The sequence below is a fragment of the Saccharopolyspora ipomoeae genome, assembly GCF_029952525.1.
Lineage (GTDB): Bacteria > Actinomycetota > Actinomycetes > Mycobacteriales > Pseudonocardiaceae > Saccharopolyspora > Saccharopolyspora ipomoeae.
In genome coordinates this window covers 497,728-513,495 of record NZ_JASAOF010000001.1, presented here as the reverse complement: position 1 = coordinate 513,495, position 15,768 = coordinate 497,728, and the positions used below count along the sequence as shown (strand labels likewise).

The window sequence follows — 15,768 nt, the reverse complement described above, 5'->3', positions numbered from 1 at the left end:
GGGCCGGGCTCACTCATGTGCGGGGGCGACGCGTTTCGGCATCGGAGTTTGATCGGCGTGCAACGTCGCCGAAGCCCGCGTCCGTCAAGGTCTACGGGGCCGTGTGCGTGCAGCGTTCCGGGGTGAACACGCAGCGCACACAGCGGCTGCTCGGTCGGGGGTCACTTGACCGGTCATGGCCCTGGGAATTCAGGTTGTGGGGGTAGTGTCAGGAGACGATGAGCGTGGAGATCACCACCGGCCCCCCGGAGGTCCGGGTCCCGGCCAGCACCGAGGCGACCGACACGGTCGCGACCGCAGAAGCGGTGCTGAGCAAGAGGACCGGAGCTCCGGTGCGGCTTGCCGACGCGGAGGACCTGGGCGGTAGCGACCGCTCGGTCGTGCTGCGGGTGCGGATCGCCGAATCGCCGTTCGAACTGCCGCGCACCGTGGTCGTGAAGCACTACGGAGAGTGCCCGCCGGAGGCGCGGTCCGACCCGTTCGCGCACGAGGCCGCCAGCTGCCAGCTGACCACGGCGCTGCCGCCGGAGGCGCGCGTCAGCCCCGAGCTCATCGCGCACGACGTCAACGAGCGGTTGCTCGTGCTCGAAGACCTCGGCCGCGGCTCGACCCTCGCCGACGTGCTCTTCGCCGAGGACCCGCGCGCGGCCGAGCGCGCTCTGCTCGCGTGGGCTCGGGCGCTCGGGCGCCTGCACAGCACCACCGCGGGCTGCGCGGCCGATTTCGACGCGCTGATGCGACGCCTGGGCGCCAAGTCGTGGACCGACCCGGTTTCCGACGACATCGTCGCCTCGGTGGGCGAGCTGCCGGAGCTGCTCAGCCAGATCCTGGGCGTCGACACGCCCCCCGCGCTGGTCGAGCGGCTCACCGGCGCGACCGAGCAGCTGGGTTCCAGCCGCTACCAGTCGTTCAGTCCGTCCGACATCTGCCCGGAGAACAGCCTGGTCACCGGCTCCAGCGGGGTGCGGTTCCTGGACTTCGAGTGGGGCTGCGTGCGCGACGTCGCGATGGACGCGGCCTACCTGCAGTACCCGTTCCCGTCCTCGTGGTGCTCCTACGCGTTACCCGACAACCTGGCGCAGAGCATGCTCGCGACCTGGCGCTCGGAGATCGCCGAGGTGTGGCCGGAGCTGGACTCAGACGAGGTGCTGCTGCCCAGGCTGTTCAACGCCCAGCTGCTGTGGGTGTGGGTCTCGACGTGGTGGTTCCTGCCGCGCACCGGTGAGACCGACCGGCCCATCGACCTGCACCAGCCCTCGCCGCGCCGCAGCACGGCGCTGGTGGACCGCTGGCGGCACCTGCGCTCGGACGCCCAGGACGCGGGGCTCGACGACGTCGCCGAGTTCGCCGACACCGTGATCGACGCGCTGGTGGAGCGCTTCGGGGCGGGTGCGCTGCACCTGCAGCCCTACCCGGCGTTCCGCACCGAGTGAGGACCTCGGACACCTTCGAGATCGAGCGCGCGGCGGTGGCCACCTGGCCCGCCACGACCGTCGAACGCCGCGACGGTTGGCTGCTGCGGCACTGCCCGCTGCTGCCCCGCCGCCGCTCGAACTCGGCGCTGCCGCTGGACCCGCTCGCCGATCCCGAGGTCGTGGAGCGCTTCTACGCCGAGCGCTCCGGTCCGGCGATCGTGCAGGTCAGCCCGCTGGACGAGCGCTCGGACCTGGATGCGCTGCTGGCCGGTCGCGGGTATCGGGCCGAAGCCCCGACGATGATCATGCGCACCGAGCGCGAGGCGCTGCTGCGGGCGTGCCCGCCGCCGTCGTTCGGGGTGCGGCTGGACGACTCGCCTGCGCCGCGGTGGCTGTCGGCGGTCGCCGACGTCGGGGGCCGGCCCGAGCCGAGCCTGGACCGGGTTCCGGCGCCCGTCGCGTTCGCCACCGCCGTGCACGACGGGGTCGCGGTGGGAGTGGGCATGTTCGCCGTCGCCGACGGCTGGTGCGGCGTCTACGGGATGCGCACCGACTCGCGCTGGCGGCGACGCGGAGTCGCGGGCGCGCTGCTGCGCGCGGGTGCCGAGTGGGCGTCGGCCGAGCGGGTGTTCCTCCAGGTTGAAACCGACAATTCGGTCGCGCGGAGTCGCTATGAATCGCTCGGATTCATACGTGCGCATGCATATCATTATCGTGTTCGGTAGATTTCACGTTTCTCAGGTGTTGCTCAGGTGAATAGTCGGTGGCCGTGGACTGTCGCCCGATGCGGTTATGCAGCTCACATTCCGCTGCGCACCGTGAGGATCGCAGTTGCGCAGCGCAGTGATCGGGGGGTTCGCCACCCGGCGACCGGGTGATTCGGGGGAGTGAAGGTCGCGGATTAAGGAATTCTCATTTGTTTCACGTGGGATTCCTCCGATCTGTGACTTGCGCGCGGATGAGGGTCTTCCGATATCGTTGTGATCGAGCGCTTTCGCTCCTTCACCCCGCACCCGTCGGCGTCGCCGGAAGGGGATCCGCTGAGTCGTTTCAACCCAGGAGGCTATCGGTGCGCGGCAGGCTGTGGCTGATCACGAGGGCAGGTCTCTTCCTGCTCTTCGCGGTCGCGCTCGCCGCCCTCGGCCCCACCGACGCCGCCCTGGCGGGGCAGGTCCCCAGTTCCACGACCAGCGAGCACAAGCCCGATCCCAAGGAGCAGCGGGACACCGAGAAGCTCCGCGAGCGACTGCCCGGACTGGCCGCGCACCGGCGCACCCTGGTCCGGCACGAGCACGACCGCGACCCGCTCCACGGGGAGTCGCGGTGGACGGCGGCGGATTTCGCGATCCTCGTGCGCTCCGTTTCCTTCCCGGATATTGGGACCGATACGTACCACGCGCGCAGCAGGCTCAAACATTCTCCCGCCGCACTGCAGGTCATGCGGCACTGATCGGCTCGGACTTCGCCTTTTCCGAGCCGATTCGACCCGGAGATTCCGAAATGAGCTTCGAGAACTTCGTGCGTCACGCACGTCGTCACCCTTCCCTGCTTTCTGAGGACCAGCGCAAGCAGCTGGCCGCCGGACAGAAGCCCTCCGCTCTGTTCATCGGATGTTCAGATTCCCGCGTGATCCCGTCCCACATCACCGGGGCTGAGCCAGGAACCTTGTTCGAACTGCGAACCGCCGGAAACGTCGTGCCGAAGTACGCGCCCGACTCCGGCTCCAGCGAAATGGGCACCATCGAGTACGCGGTGCTCCAACTGGGGATTCCCGACATCATCGTCTGCAGCCACTCGCACTGCGGCGCCGTGACCGCGATGACCATCGCGGGCAGGGGGCTCGACGAGCTGCCCGCGCTGTGCACCTGGCTGGGCACCGACAGCCTGGTCGAAGCCACTCCCGAGGACGCCGCCGTCCGCACCGAGAGCAAGCGCCACCTGCGCGCCCAGCTCGACACGCTGCGCGAGTACCCGTTCATCCGGGACCGCGTCGAGACCGGCCAGCTGCGACTGCACGGCTGGTTCTACGAGATCGACACCGGTCTCGTCTACGTCGCTCCGGAGTCCTCGGACGAGGACTTCCTCCCGCTCTAAGCCCGCGCCAGCGGAAACCGACGCCGGGCACCCACCGCGCAGGGTGCCCGGCGCGGTACCCGCTACCCGTTTTTCGCCCTGGAGGGCATCGTGACCACGCAAGTTGAGGACAAGTCGCAACAACAGACCGGGCGAAAGCCCAACGCGCCCAACACCCTGGGCGCCGACATCGCCGCCTCGCTGGTGGTGTTCCTGGTGGCCGTCCCGCTGTGCGTCGGCGTCGCCGCCGCGTCCGGCGTGCCGGTCGAGCTCGGCATCGTCACCGGCATCGTCGGCGGTCTGGTCGTCGGCCTGCTGCCGGGCAGCAGCCTGCAGGTCTCCGGCCCGGCGGCCGGTCTGACCGTGCTGGTGGCCTCGGCCGTCAGCCAGCACGGGCTGGCGATGCTCGGCGTCATCGTGCTCGGCGCCGGAGTCGTGCAGATCCTGCTCGGCGTGAGCCGGCTGGGCACCTGGTTCCGCGCCATCTCACCGTCGGTCGTGCAGGGCATGCTCGCCGGTATCGGCCTGGTGCTGATCCTCGGCCAGGTCTACCCGGTCGGCGGGCTCGAACAGCCCGACACCACCCCGGAGAAGTTCGGCGGCCTCGGTGAGCTGGCCGTCGCCACCGTGACCACGCCGCAGGGCCTGTCCGGGCTCGGCCTGGCCGTGGCCGCGCTGCTGATCATGACCGCCTGGAAGAAGTTCGCGCCGTCCTCGGTGAGCCTGGTTCCCGGTGCGCTCATCGCCGTCGTCATCACCAGCGCCGCCGCCGCGCTGATGGCGCTGCCGGTGAAGACCGTCGAGGTCGGTTCGCTGCTGTCGTCGCTGAACCCGCCCGCGCTGACCGACTTCGGCGCGGTCAACCTCGCCGTGCTCGGCTCGATCCTGACGTTCGCGCTGATCGCCTCCGCGGAGAGCCTGTTCAGCGCCGCCGCGGTCGACCGCATGCACGACGGCCCGAAGACGCAGTACAACAAGGAGCTCGTCGCCCAGGGCGCGGGCAACGCGGTCTGCGGTGTGTTCGGCGCGCTGCCGATGACCGCCGTCATCGTCCGCAGCTCCGCCAACGTGCAGGCGGGTGCGAAGACGAAGCTGTCCCGCGTGCTGCACGGCGTCTGGCTGCTGCTGTTCGTGGTGGCGCTGCCCGGTCTGCTGGCGTTCATCCCGACCGCCGTGCTGGCCGCGCTGCTGATCCAGGCCGGGTGGAAGCTGCTGGAGATCAACGCCGTCGTCAAGCTGGTGCGCGAGCACCGGTCCGAGGCGTTCGTGCTGGTCCTGACCGCGGTGACGATCGTGGCCACCGACCTGCTCATCGGCACCCTGACGGGTCTGGCCGTGGCCGTGGTCAAGACGGCGATCGAGGTCTCCCGGATGTCGGTGAAGTCCGAGGACGCCGATGATCACGTCCGCGTGCAGCTCGGCGGCAACGCGACCTTCCTGCGCCTGCCGCGGCTGCTGGACCAGCTGGAGAAGCTGCCCACCGGCAAGCACGTGCACCTCGACCTGAGCACGGTCCGCCACCTCGACCGCGCCTGCCACCAGGCCGTCGAGAACTGGGTCGCCGAGCACCGCCGCAACAACGGCAGCGTCGAGGTCGCCATGCCCGCCAAGACCGGCTGACCCGCTCACCGGGGGTTGAACGATTTCCGTTGAAGTCGGATCCCCGATTTCAACGGAAATCAGGTCCCCGACTTCCGTTGAGATCGCGTTCCCCGCACCCGTCCCCTCGCGTTGGGGGCGGGTGCGGTGCGGTTCGCGGGGGAGTCGGTGCTGGCAGGTAGCGTTTCGGGTGTGAGCGAGGGGTTGTTCGACGACGGGCTTTTCGGGGCCGAGGTCGAGGAGAAGGCCGGGGAGAAGCTGGCCGAGAACGCGCCGCTGGCGGTGCGGATGCGGCCCCGGAGCCTCGACGAGGTCGTCGGGCAGCAGCACCTGCTGGTCGCCGGGGCGCCGCTGCGGCGGTTGGTCGAGGGAGCGGCGCCGGCGTCGGTGCTGCTCTACGGGCCTCCCGGGACCGGGAAGACGACGCTGGCCAACCTCGTGTCGAAGGCGACCGGGCGCCGGTTCGCGGCGCTGTCGGCGCTGTCGTCCGGGGTGAAGGAGGTCCGCGCGGTCATCGAGGAGGCCAAGCGCCGCCTCGGCCGGTCCGGCGAGGCCACGGTGCTGTTCATCGACGAGGTGCACCGCTTCTCCAAGACCCAGCAGGACGCGCTGCTCGGAGCGGTCGAGGACCGGACCGTGCTGCTGGTGGCCGCGACCACCGAGAACCCGTACTTCTCCGTGGTGGCGCCGCTGCTGTCGCGGTCGCTGGTGCTGCAGCTGCGCAGCCTGGACGACGACGACATCCGCTCGCTGCTGCGCCGCGCGGTGAGCGAGGAGCGCGGTCTGGGCGGCGAGATCGGCATGTCCGAGGACGCCGAGAACCACCTGGTCGCGCTGGCCGAGGGCGACGCCCGCCGCGCGCTGACCGCGCTGGAGGCCGCGGCCGAGTCGGCGATGTCCAACGGCGCCGACGAGATCGACCTGGCCACCGTCGAGTCGACGGTGGACCGCGCTGCGGTCCTCTACGACCGGGGCGGTGATCAGCACTACGACGTCACCAGCGCCTTCATCAAGTCGATCCGGGGCTCCGACGTCGACGCCGCGCTGCACTACCTGGCCCGGATGGTCGAGGCGGGCGAGGATCCCCGCTTCATCGCCCGACGCCTGGTCGTGCACGCCAGCGAGGACATCGGCATGGCGGACCCGACGGCCCTGCAAACGGCGGTGGCCGCGGCCCAGGCGGTCCAGCTGATCGGCATGCCGGAAGGCCGACTGGCCCTGACCCAGGCCACCATCCACCTGGCCACGGCCCCGAAGTCCAACGCCGTGATAGCGGCCATCAACGAAGCGATGAGCGACGTCCGGGCGGGCAAGGGCGGCCCGGTCCCACCCCACCTCAGGGACGGTCACTACGCGGGCGCGGAGAAGCTCGGCAACGCCAAGGGCTACCGCTACCCGCACGACAAGCCGGAGGGTGTCCTGGCCCAGCAGTACCCCCCGGAGTCCCTGGTGGGCCGCGACTACTACAACCCGACTCCGCGAGGCGCGGAACGCGCCCTCCACGAACGCGTGCCGAAGCTCCGCACGATCATCCGCGACGGGGATCAGTGATCTCTCGTCCCCGGGGACCGCTCGGTTCCCGGGGGTGGGGAAGTTTTCATGAAAACTTCCCCACACCCGGAGACGTGACGTGGGGACCGGTGGTGGGATGACCTGGGGCTTCGCGTTGGGAGGGTGCGAAGTTCTCATGAAAACCTCCCCGTCCTCCAGGACGTGAGGTCGGGGATGGGGAACGTGGTTCGGGGGAGGTCTTCATGAGAACCTCCCCCGCCGAGCGAGGGAGGTCGACGTGAGCGAGGTCGTGGTGACCCGGACGATCCCGGAGGCGGCGGTGGCCGTGCTGCGGGAGGTCGCCGAGGTGCGGGTGTGCGATCAGGATCGCCCGCTGACCCCCGACGAGCTCCACGCGGCGGTTCGAGGAGCGGACGGCGTGGTCGCGATGCTGCACGACCGGATCGACGCCGAGCTCGTCGACGCCGCTGGTGAGAACCTCAAGGTCGTGGCCAACGTGGCCGTCGGCTACGACAACGTCGACGTCCCGGCGGTCACCGGGCGCGGCGTCGCGGTCACCAACACGCCCGGGGTGCTCACCGACGCCACCGCCGACCTGGCCTTCGGGCTGCTGCTGTCGGTCACCCGTCGGCTCGGCGAGGGCGAGCGGTTGCTGCGCTCGCGCACGCCCTGGAACTTCCACCTCGGCTTCATGCTCGGCACCGGGCTGCAGGGCAAGACGCTGGGCGTCGTCGGTCTCGGGGACATCGGCCAGGCCGTGGCTCGACGCGCCAGGGCGTTCGGCATGCACATCGCCTACACCGGCCGCCGCCGCGCCGCGCAGGAGATCGAGGCCGAGCTCGACGCCCGCTACCTCTCCCACGACGAGCTGCTGCGCACCGCCGACGTGCTCTCGCTGCACTGCCCGCTCACCGACGACACGCGCCACCTCATTGACGACGCCGCGCTGGCGGCGATGAAGCCCACCGCGATCCTGGTCAACACCAGCCGAGGGCCCGTAGTCGACGAGAAAGCGCTGGCCAGAGCGCTGGCGGAGGGGCAGATCGCGGGTGCGGCGCTGGACGTCTTCGAGCAGGAGCCGCAGGTCGAGCCCGGCCTGCTGGAGCTCGACAACGTCGCCATCGCCCCGCACCTGGGCTCCGCGACCACCGAGACCCGCACCGCGATGGCCGAGCTCGCCGCGCGCAACGTCGCGGCCGTCCTGGCCGGTCAGCCGCCCCTGACCCCGGTCACCGCGTGATCAACCGGTCACCGCATCGATACCTCCTCGCCGAGCCCGCTCCGGGACGTGCCGAAAACGCCCGCACCTGCGGTTCGACCCGGCGGACCGGGTGCTTGTGGCCGCTGCGCACACCGGTAACCTGGCGCACGATCAACGAACCGGGCGTTCGTCCGGTTCGACAGGGACATGACGTGGACAAACGGGAGGGCACGTGACGCCCACGCAGATCGCCGCGCTGATCGTCGCCGGAGCGTTCGTGCTGCTGGTCCTGCTGCTGGCGGTGCCGCTGATCAAGCTCGGCAAGACCTTGGACGAGGCGAGCACCGCGATCAAGAAGGCGCAGGAGAACAGCGACCCGATCTTCACCGGCGCGAACACCACCATCACGCACGTCAACACGCAGCTGGAGCGCGTGGACGGCATCACCTCCAACGCCAAGACCATCAGCGGCAACGTCTCGGCGTTGTCCTCGCTGTTCACGGCTACACTGGGTGGTCCGTTGGTGAAGACGGCGGCGTTCTCCTACGGCGTCAGCAAGGCGCTGAAGGCCCGCCGCAAGCGCAAGCAGGAACCGACCGGACGGCACTTCCGCCGCAAGAACAAAGGGGTGCGCAAGTGAGGCGCCTTTTCTGGTTCGGCGCGGGCATCGCAGCCGGAGTCGCGCTGACCCGCAAGGTCAACGAGACCGCGCGCAAGGCGACCCCGACCGGCGCGGCCGAGCAGATCGGCGGCGCGATGCGGGAACTGGCCGGAGCCGTGGGCTCGTTCGGGGCCGACGTGCGCGCCGGGATGCAGGAGCGGGAAGACGAGCTGCAGGATGTGGTCGCGGAAGCGAGCCAGGTCCGCCGGATAGCGGCCGAGAGCGACGCCGAGCGGCGAGCTCGCCGGGCGGGCCGCTGACGCTGGCGCCTGCTTCGCGCCGCCGCCGCCCGCCGACACCGACAGCCGTGTCCGTGACCGACCTTCCCAAGGACTCCCAGTGCAGACCCACGAGATCAACCACCGGTTCACCGAGCACTTCAAGGGCCGCGGCCACACGGTCGTGCCCAGCGCGTCGCTGATCCTCGACGACCCGACGCTGCTGTTCGTCAACGCGGGCATGGTCCAGTTCAAGCCCTACTTCCTGGGCGAGGCCCCGGCCCCGTACCCGCGGGCGACGAGCATCCAGAAGTGCGTGCGCACCGGTGACATCGACGAGGTCGGCAAGACCACCCGGCACAACACGTTCTTCCAGATGGCCGGCAACTTCTCCTTCGGCGATTACTTCAAAGAGGGCGCCATGCAGAACGCGTGGGAGCTGCTGACCAAGTCGGAGGCGGACGGCGGCTACGGCATCGACCCGGAGCGGCTGTGGGTGACGGTCTTCGAGAAGGACGACGAGGCCGCCGGTCTGTGGCAGAAGGTCTGCGGGATCCCGGCCGAGCGCATCCAGACCCGCGACGCCAAGGACAACTACTGGGACATGGGCGTGCCCGGTCCCGGCGGTCCCTGCTCGGAGATCTACTACGACCGCGGTCCCGAGTACGGCGCGGAGGGCGGTCCGGTCGTCGACGAGGACCGCTACATCGAGATCTGGAACCTGGTGTTCATGCAGGACATCAGGGGTGAGCTGCCGCCGAAGGACGGTCACCCGCCGATCGGCGAGCTGCCCACCAAGAACATCGACACCGGCATGGGCGTCGAGCGCGTGGCCTGCCTGCTGCAGGGCGTGGAGAACGTCTACGAGACCGACCTGGTCCGGCCGGTGATCGCGAAGGCCGAGGAGCTCTCCGGCCGCCGCTACGGCGCCACCCACGAGGACGACGTGCGGTTCCGCGTCATCGCCGACCACGCCCGCTCCGGCGTGATGCTCATCGGCGACGGCGTCACCCCCGGCAACGAGGCCCGCGGCTACGTGCTGCGCCGCCTGCTGCGCCGCATCGTGCGCTCGACCCGCCTGCTGGGCGTGCAGGAGCCGGTGCTGGGCGAGTTCGCGAAGGTCGTGCGCGACGCGATGTCGCCGAGCTACCCCGAGCTGGTCACCGAGTTCGACCGCATCGACTCGGTGATGCGCAACGAGGAGGACGCCTTCCTGTCGACGCTGACCGCCGGTTCGAAGATCTTCGACCTGGCCGTCACCGACCTGAAGAAGTCCGGCGGCAAGACCCTGGCCGGGGACAAGGCGTTCCAGCTGCACGACACCTACGGCTTCCCGATCGACCTGACCCTGGAGATGGCCTCCGAGCAGGGCCTGTCGGTCGACGAGCAGGGCTTCCGGGACCTGATGGCCGAGCAGCGCAGCCGCGCGAAGGCCGACGCCAAGGCCCGCAAGACCGGCCACGGCGACCTGTCGACCTACCGGACGCTGCTCGACCAGCACGGCACCACCGAGTTCATCGGCTACACCGACCTGCAGGCGCACAGCCGCGTGCTGGGCCTGCTCGTCGACGGGCAGCCCGCGCCCCGCGCCTCGGCCGGGACCGAGGTCGAGCTGGTGCTCGACCGCACCCCGTTCTACGCCGAGGGCGGTGGCCAGATCGCCGACACCGGCAAGCTGGTCGGCCCGGGCGTGGCCGTCGAGGTCCACGACGTGCAGCGCAGCGTGCCCGGCCTGTTCGTGCACCGCGCGAAGGTCCTGGAGGGCGAGCTGGGCGTGGACACCACGCTGGAGGCCGCCGTCGACGCGAACCGCCGCCAGGCCATCGAGCGCTCCCACTCCGCGACGCACCTGGTGCACGCCGCGGTGCGCAGCGCCTACGGCAAGCGCGCCGCGCAGGCCGGTTCGCTGAACTCGCCGGGCCGGATGCGCTTCGACTTCACCGTCCCGTCGGCGGTGTCGCCGGACGTGCTGGCCGGGGTCGAGGAGGAGGTCAACGACTACCTGCAGACCGACGTCGAGGTCAACGCCTACACGACCAGCATGGACCGGGCGATGGAGCTCGGGGCGATGGCGCTGTTCGGCGAGAAGTACGGCGATCAGGTACGGGTGGTCGACATGGGCGACTACTCCCGCGAGCTCTGCGGTGGCACGCACGTGCCGCGCATCGGCCGGCTCGGCGTGGTCAAGCTGGTCTCGGACTCCTCGGTGGGGTCGGGCGTGCACCGCGTCGAGGCGCTGGTCGGCATGGACGCGATGCGCCACATCAGCAAGGAGCACCTGCTGGTCAACCAGCTCGCCGAGCAGTTCAAGGTGCCCGCCGACGAGCTGCCCGAGCGCATCCAGGGCGTGGTGTCGCGACTCCGCAACGCCGAGAAGGAGCTGGCGCAGCTGCGCATCTCGCAGGTGCTCAACTCGGCGAGCGAGCTCGCCGACAAGGGCGTCGACGTGCACGGCGTGACGCTGGTGGCCGAGCAGGTCCCGGACGGCGTGGACGGCAACGCGCTGCGCGCGCTGGCCGGGGAGATCCGCGGCCGCCTGGGTTCGCGCCCGTCGGTGGTGGCGCTGTTCTCCGCCGACGAGGGCAAGGTGAGCTTCGTGGTCGGCGTCAACGACGCGGCCCGCGACCAGGGGATCGCGGCGGGCAAGCTGGTGCCCAGCTTCGCCGCGGAGGTCGGCGGACGCGGCGGCGGCAAGCCGGACATGGCTCAGGGCGGCGGCTCGAACCCGGCGGGGATCACCGCGGCGATCGGTGCCCTGCGCACCGGCGTCGACCAGGTGGTGGCTGGCGGGTGAACGAGCACCGGCAGGCGGATCCCGGCCCGGGACGTCGGCTCGGTGTCGACGTCGGCGCGGTCCGGGTGGGTGTCGCGTTGAGCGATCCCGCACCGATGCTGGCGACCCCGTTGGAGACGTTGCGGAGGGACGAGGAGGGCGGCAGCGATCTCGCGAAGATCGCCGAACTCGTCTCCGAGCACGACGTGGTGGAGGTCGTGATCGGCCTGCCCAAGACGCTGGCAGGCCACCACGGTTCCGCCGCGGATATCGCGCAGGCCTACGGGGCGGCGCTGGTCGAGAAGGTCGCGCCGGTGCCGGTGCGATTTCACGACGAGCGGTTGACCACCGTGACGGCCAGCCGGAAGCTGTCGAAACGCGGCGTGCGGGGGAAGAAGCAGCGCGCCGTCGTGGACCAGGCGGCTGCGGTGGAGATCTTGCAGGCATATCTGGACGGCCGGGGGACCAAGACACGAGAGGAACTCCCGTGACCGACGATCTCGGACTGTTCGCGGACGAGCCCGGGGAACACCGGCGGCGGCGACACGATCCCGACCGCTTCCGCCGCCGCAAGCGGCGCCGGTGGGTGACCGCCCTGGCCGGGCTGTTCGTCCTGCTGCTGGTCGGCGGTGGTGTCGGCTACGGAGCCATGCAGATCATGCAGATCGGCTCCTACGAGGACTACGACGGCGAGGGCACCGGCAGCGTCGTCATCGAGGTCGCCTCCGGTGACACCGTCGGCGACATCGGCAAGACCCTGTCCGAGAAGGACGTGGTGGCCAGCACCAAGGCCTTCACCGCGGCGTCGGCCGAGAACAAGCGGATCAACTCGATCCAGCCCGGCTACTACCTGATGCGCAACAAGATGTCGGGGCAGGCGGCGGTCAGCCACATCCTGTCCGACGACGCCAAGGTGGGCCGGGTCGACATCCGCGGCGGCATGCGGCTGGAGGACCAGGCCGCGCCCAACGGCGGCAACACGCCGGGCATCCTGACCAGGCTCGCCGAGGCGACGTGCACGAACAAGAACGAGAAGTGCACGACGTCCGAGGAGATGCACCGGGCCGCCGAGACCGCGGACCTGGCGTCGCTGGGCGTGCCGGACTGGGCCGTGGCGGACGCGTCGAAGGCTGAGCCCCGGCGTCGCCTGGAAGGCCTGATCATGCCGGGCATCTACGACGTCAAGCCGGGCGAGTCCGCGGAGAACGTGCTGCGCGACGTGGTCACCAAGTCGGCGGCGCAGCTGGAGGTCGCGGGCCTGCCGAAGCTGGCGGAGAGCACCGGGCACTCGCCGTACGAGGTCATGATCATCGCGTCGCTGACGCAGAGCGAGGGCCTGGCCAAGGACTTCCCGCGGGTCGCCCGGGTCATCGAGAACCGGCTCGGCCAGCCCGCGATGAAGCTGGGCCTGGACTCGACGATCAACTACCCGCTGGACAAGCCGACGCTGCTGACCAACAGCGCCGACCGGCAGCGCCCCGGCCCGTACAACACCTACCTGAACTACGGGCTGCCGCCGACGCCGATCTCGGCGTTCAGCAAGGAGGCGCTGCAGGCGGCGGAGCGCCCGGCCCCGGGCGAGTGGCGCTACTTCGTGAAGTGCTACCCGGACGGCACGTCGTGCTTCGCCGAGAACCAGGAGCAGCACGACGCCTACATCAAGGAAGCGCAGGCTCGTGGCGCGTTCTGATCAGCGGCGGGCAGCCGTGCTCGGCCGACCGGTCGAGCACTCGCTGTCCCCGGTCCTGCACGGCGCCGCCTACGACGCGCTGGGTCTGCCCTGGACCTACGAGCGCGTCGAGGCGGACGCCGAGCGGCTCGTGACCTTCGTCGGCGAGCTGGGCCCGGAGTGGGTCGGGTTGTCGGTGACGATGCCGGGCAAGCGCGCGGCCCTGCGCATCGCCGACGAGGTCGCCGCGCGGGCCGAGGCGGTGGGTGCGGCGAACACGCTGGTGCACCGCGCCGACGGCGGCTGGTTCGCCGACTGCACCGATGTGGACGGCGTTGTCGGAGCGCTGCGCGTCGCGGGCGGGTTCACCGACGGGCGCGCCGGGTTGATCCTCGGCGCGGGCGGCACGGCGGTGGCGACGCTGGCGGCGTTCGCCGACCTCGGGCTGTCGGAGGCGACCTTGGCGGTGCGCGAGCCCGCGCGGGCGGCCGAGGCGCTGGAGGCGGCGGAGCGGATCGGCCTGCGGGTCCGGGTCGAGCGGCTCGACTCGATCAACCTCGCCGACGCCGCGACCGCCCACGACGTGGTCGTCTCGACGCTCCCGGCGGGAGCGGTGGATCCGCACGCGGCGGACCTGGCGAAGGCGCCGTGCGTGCTGGACGTCGTCTACCACCCCTGGCCGACGCCGCTGGCCGAAGCCGTCCGCGTCACCGGCGGCCGCCTGGCCACCGGCCTGGACATGCTGCTGCACCAGGCGTTCGGTCAGGTCGAGCACTTCACCGGCGAACCGGCTCCCCGCACGGCGATGCGCGACGCCCTGGCGGAGGCGACCGGGCACTCCCTCCCCCTGTAGCGGACGGTTCCAGCCGGAATCGCCCGGATTTCGCCCCTGATCTCCCGGGCGGTTCCGGCTGGAACCGTCCCCGCGCAACGTCCCCGCACGGCAACGGCGGCGCCTCCCCGGAGGGAAGCGCCGCCGTCGTCGCAGTGCGAGGTGTCAGTCCATGTCGGTCGCCACGAGCTTGGCGACCTCGTCGAGGGCGGCTTCCGCGCCCTCGCCCTCGGCGGCGAGGATGACCTCGTCGCCGTGGGAAGCGCCCAGGGTCATCAGCCCGAGGATGCTGCCCGCCTCGACGGGCGCGCTGCCCTCCTTGCGGATGGTGATCGCCACCGGCTGAGCAGCGGCGGTCTTGGCCAGCAGAGCAGCGGGACGAGCGTGGATCCCGACCTTGCTCGCCACGGTGACCCGTCGTTCAGACATGTCTCTCCTCCATCGGGGGGCGGGAACCGACCCGCGCCGCCTCACTTCTTCTCCGGGGCCGGCGCGTCCCCACCGGCATTATCCGCATCGACCGAGGCGCTGTCGTCCTCCTCGCGACCCGGGGTGCGCAGGTTCCACCTGGTGATCACGAACCGGAACACCACGTAGTAGATGACCGCGTAGGCCAGGCCGATCGGGACCAGCCAGATCGAGCCCTTCGAGATGCCGAAGTTGAGCACGTAGTCGATGGCACCGGCCGAGAAACCGAAGCCGGAGTGGATGTCCAGCGCGTTGACCAGCGCCATCGAGGTCCCGGTGAGCACCGCGTGGATCAGCAGCAGCGGCCACGCGACGAAGATGAACGAGAACTCCAGCGGCTCGGTGACACCGGTCAGGAACGAGGTCAGCGCGACCGAGAGCATCACGCCGCCGACGACCTTGCGCTGCTCCGGCTTGGCCGAGTGCCAGATCGCCAGGGCCGCGGCGGGCAGGGCGAACATGAAGATCGGGAAGAAGCCGGTCATGAAGGTGCCGGCCGTCGGGTCGTGCTCGAAGAACCGGTTGATGTCGCCCTTGACGCCGTTGTAGTCGCCGAAGAGGAACCACACCACGTTGTTCGGGATGTGGTGCAGGCCGAACGGCAGCAGCAGCCGGTTGATCAGGCCGTAGAGACCACCGCCGATGACCGCCTGCTGGGTGACCGCGTCGGAGAAGGCGGTCAGCAGCGCGTCGAACAGCGGGAACAGCAGGCCCATGACCACGCCGACGACCAGCATCGACACCGCGGTCACGATCGGCACGAACCGCCTGCCGCCGAAGAAGCCCAGGTAGTCCGGCAGCTTGATGCGGTGGTAGCGCTGCCACAGCCAGGCCGCGACGAGACCGGCGACGATGCCGCCGAGCACGCCGTAGGGGCTCTTGTTGAACGAGGTGCCGTCCTCGGTGCCGGCGATCTCGGTGAGCACGCCGTGCAGCACCAGGTAGCCGACCGCGCCGGACAGCGCCGTCGACCCGTCGGCCTTCTTGGCGAACCCGATCGCCACACCGATCGCGAACAGCAGCGGGAGGTAGTCGAACAGGGCGCCACCGGCGGCGCCGATGACGCCGGCGACCGGCTGCAGCCAGGTCAGCGACGCGCCCAGGCCCTCGTTGCCGAGCAGGTCGTCCTGGCCGAGCCGCTGCAGCAGCGCGGCGGCCGGCAGCACCGCGATCGGCAGCATGAGGCTGCGGCCGATGCGCTGGAGTTGCGCGAGCCCTCTGTTGCTCCGCTTCGCCTTGGCGGCGCTGGAACTCATCGGTTACCTCCTGCTTGGTTCACCGGGCTGGGGTTGGTCAACCTGGGGTTCGGAAGATCATGGCAAAACGAGTTGCGCGGTGGTGCTCGTT

At 70.5% G+C, this 15,768-nt stretch carries 15 protein-coding genes; 13 read left to right on the top strand and 2 right to left on the bottom strand.

What is annotated here, in order from left to right:
• The first annotated feature begins 218 nt into the window (after nt 1-218).
• From QFW96_RS02500 to QFW96_RS02440, 13 genes are all read left to right on the top strand, one after another.
• The gene (locus QFW96_RS02500) at nt 219-1,433 is read left to right on the top strand and encodes a phosphotransferase family protein (RefSeq protein WP_281453818.1); all 1,215 of its coding nucleotides are present in this window, start codon (nt 219-221) and stop codon (nt 1,431-1,433) included.
• A complete protein-coding gene (locus tag QFW96_RS02495; protein ID WP_281453817.1) occupies nt 1,430-2,140 on the top strand; it encodes a GNAT family N-acetyltransferase in 711 nt (236 codons plus the stop codon). The genes QFW96_RS02500 and QFW96_RS02495 overlap by 4 nt, the downstream gene beginning before the upstream one ends.
• 344 nt (nt 2,141-2,484) lie before the next feature.
• The gene (locus tag QFW96_RS02490) at nt 2,485-2,865 is read left to right on the top strand and encodes a hypothetical protein (protein ID WP_281453816.1); all 381 of its coding nucleotides are present in this window, start codon (nt 2,485-2,487) and stop codon (nt 2,863-2,865) included.
• 50 nt (nt 2,866-2,915) lie between these two features.
• Nucleotides 2,916-3,509: a carbonic anhydrase gene (locus QFW96_RS02485; RefSeq protein WP_281453815.1), complete on the top strand. Its 594-nt coding sequence runs from the start codon at nt 2,916-2,918 to the stop codon at nt 3,507-3,509.
• A 90-nt stretch (nt 3,510-3,599) separates the two neighbouring features.
• The gene (locus QFW96_RS02480; RefSeq protein WP_281453814.1) at nt 3,600-5,108 is read left to right on the top strand and encodes a SulP family inorganic anion transporter; all 1,509 of its coding nucleotides are present in this window, start codon (nt 3,600-3,602) and stop codon (nt 5,106-5,108) included.
• A gap of 171 nt (nt 5,109-5,279) precedes the next feature.
• Nucleotides 5,280-6,638, top strand: coding sequence for a replication-associated recombination protein A (locus QFW96_RS02475; protein WP_281453813.1), 1,359 nt, complete (start codon nt 5,280-5,282; stop codon nt 6,636-6,638).
• Between the two features lie 238 nt (nt 6,639-6,876).
• The gene (locus QFW96_RS02470) at nt 6,877-7,839 is read left to right on the top strand and encodes a 2-hydroxyacid dehydrogenase (RefSeq protein ID WP_281453812.1); all 963 of its coding nucleotides are present in this window, start codon (nt 6,877-6,879) and stop codon (nt 7,837-7,839) included.
• 193 nt (nt 7,840-8,032) lie between these two features.
• Nucleotides 8,033-8,440: a DUF948 domain-containing protein gene (locus QFW96_RS02465; protein ID WP_093423596.1), complete on the top strand. Its 408-nt coding sequence runs from the start codon at nt 8,033-8,035 to the stop codon at nt 8,438-8,440.
• Nucleotides 8,437-8,721, top strand: coding sequence for a hypothetical protein (locus tag QFW96_RS02460; protein ID WP_281453811.1), 285 nt, complete (start codon nt 8,437-8,439; stop codon nt 8,719-8,721). Before QFW96_RS02465 ends, QFW96_RS02460 begins: the two co-directional genes overlap by 4 nt.
• A gap of 79 nt (nt 8,722-8,800) precedes the next feature.
• Nucleotides 8,801-11,473 (top strand): alanine--tRNA ligase, encoded by a 2,673-nt coding sequence (gene alaS / locus QFW96_RS02455; RefSeq protein WP_281453810.1) that lies wholly within the window; start codon nt 8,801-8,803, stop codon nt 11,471-11,473.
• On the top strand, nt 11,470-11,943 hold the full coding sequence (gene ruvX / locus QFW96_RS02450; protein WP_281453809.1) for a Holliday junction resolvase RuvX: 474 nt from the start codon (nt 11,470-11,472) through the stop codon (nt 11,941-11,943). Before alaS ends, ruvX begins: the two co-directional genes overlap by 4 nt.
• Nucleotides 11,940-13,142, top strand: a complete 1,203-nt coding sequence (locus tag QFW96_RS02445; RefSeq protein ID WP_281453808.1) for an endolytic transglycosylase MltG — start codon at nt 11,940-11,942, stop codon at nt 13,140-13,142. Before ruvX ends, QFW96_RS02445 begins: the two co-directional genes overlap by 4 nt.
• A complete protein-coding gene (locus QFW96_RS02440; RefSeq protein ID WP_281453807.1) occupies nt 13,129-13,974 on the top strand; it encodes a shikimate dehydrogenase in 846 nt (281 codons plus the stop codon). The genes QFW96_RS02445 and QFW96_RS02440 overlap by 14 nt, the downstream gene beginning before the upstream one ends.
• A gap of 144 nt (nt 13,975-14,118) precedes the next feature.
• Here the strand turns inward: QFW96_RS02440 and QFW96_RS02435 are convergent, their stop codons facing one another.
• The gene (locus QFW96_RS02435) at nt 14,119-14,382 is read right to left on the bottom strand and encodes an HPr family phosphocarrier protein (RefSeq protein WP_281453806.1); all 264 of its coding nucleotides are present in this window, start codon (nt 14,380-14,382) and stop codon (nt 14,119-14,121) included.
• A gap of 41 nt (nt 14,383-14,423) precedes the next feature.
• Entirely contained in the window at nt 14,424-15,677 is a 1,254-nt protein-coding gene (locus QFW96_RS02430) for a PTS transporter subunit EIIC (protein ID WP_281453805.1), read from the bottom strand.
• Nucleotides 15,678-15,768 lie beyond the last annotated feature (91 nt).

Excerpts from the sequence above, each read along its gene's own strand:
- QFW96_RS02500 (WP_281453818.1), top strand. The coding sequence starts at position 219 with ATGAGCGTGGAGATCACCACCGGCCCCCCGGAGGTCCGGGTCCCGGCC.
- QFW96_RS02485 (WP_281453815.1), top strand. The coding sequence starts at position 2,916 with ATGAGCTTCGAGAACTTCGTGCGTCACGCACGTCGTCACCCTTCCCTG.
- QFW96_RS02435 (WP_281453806.1), bottom strand. The coding sequence starts at position 14,382 with ATGTCTGAACGACGGGTCACCGTGGCGAGCAAGGTCGGGATCCACGCT.
- QFW96_RS02430 (WP_281453805.1), bottom strand. The coding sequence starts at position 15,677 with ATGAGTTCCAGCGCCGCCAAGGCGAAGCGGAGCAACAGAGGGCTCGCG.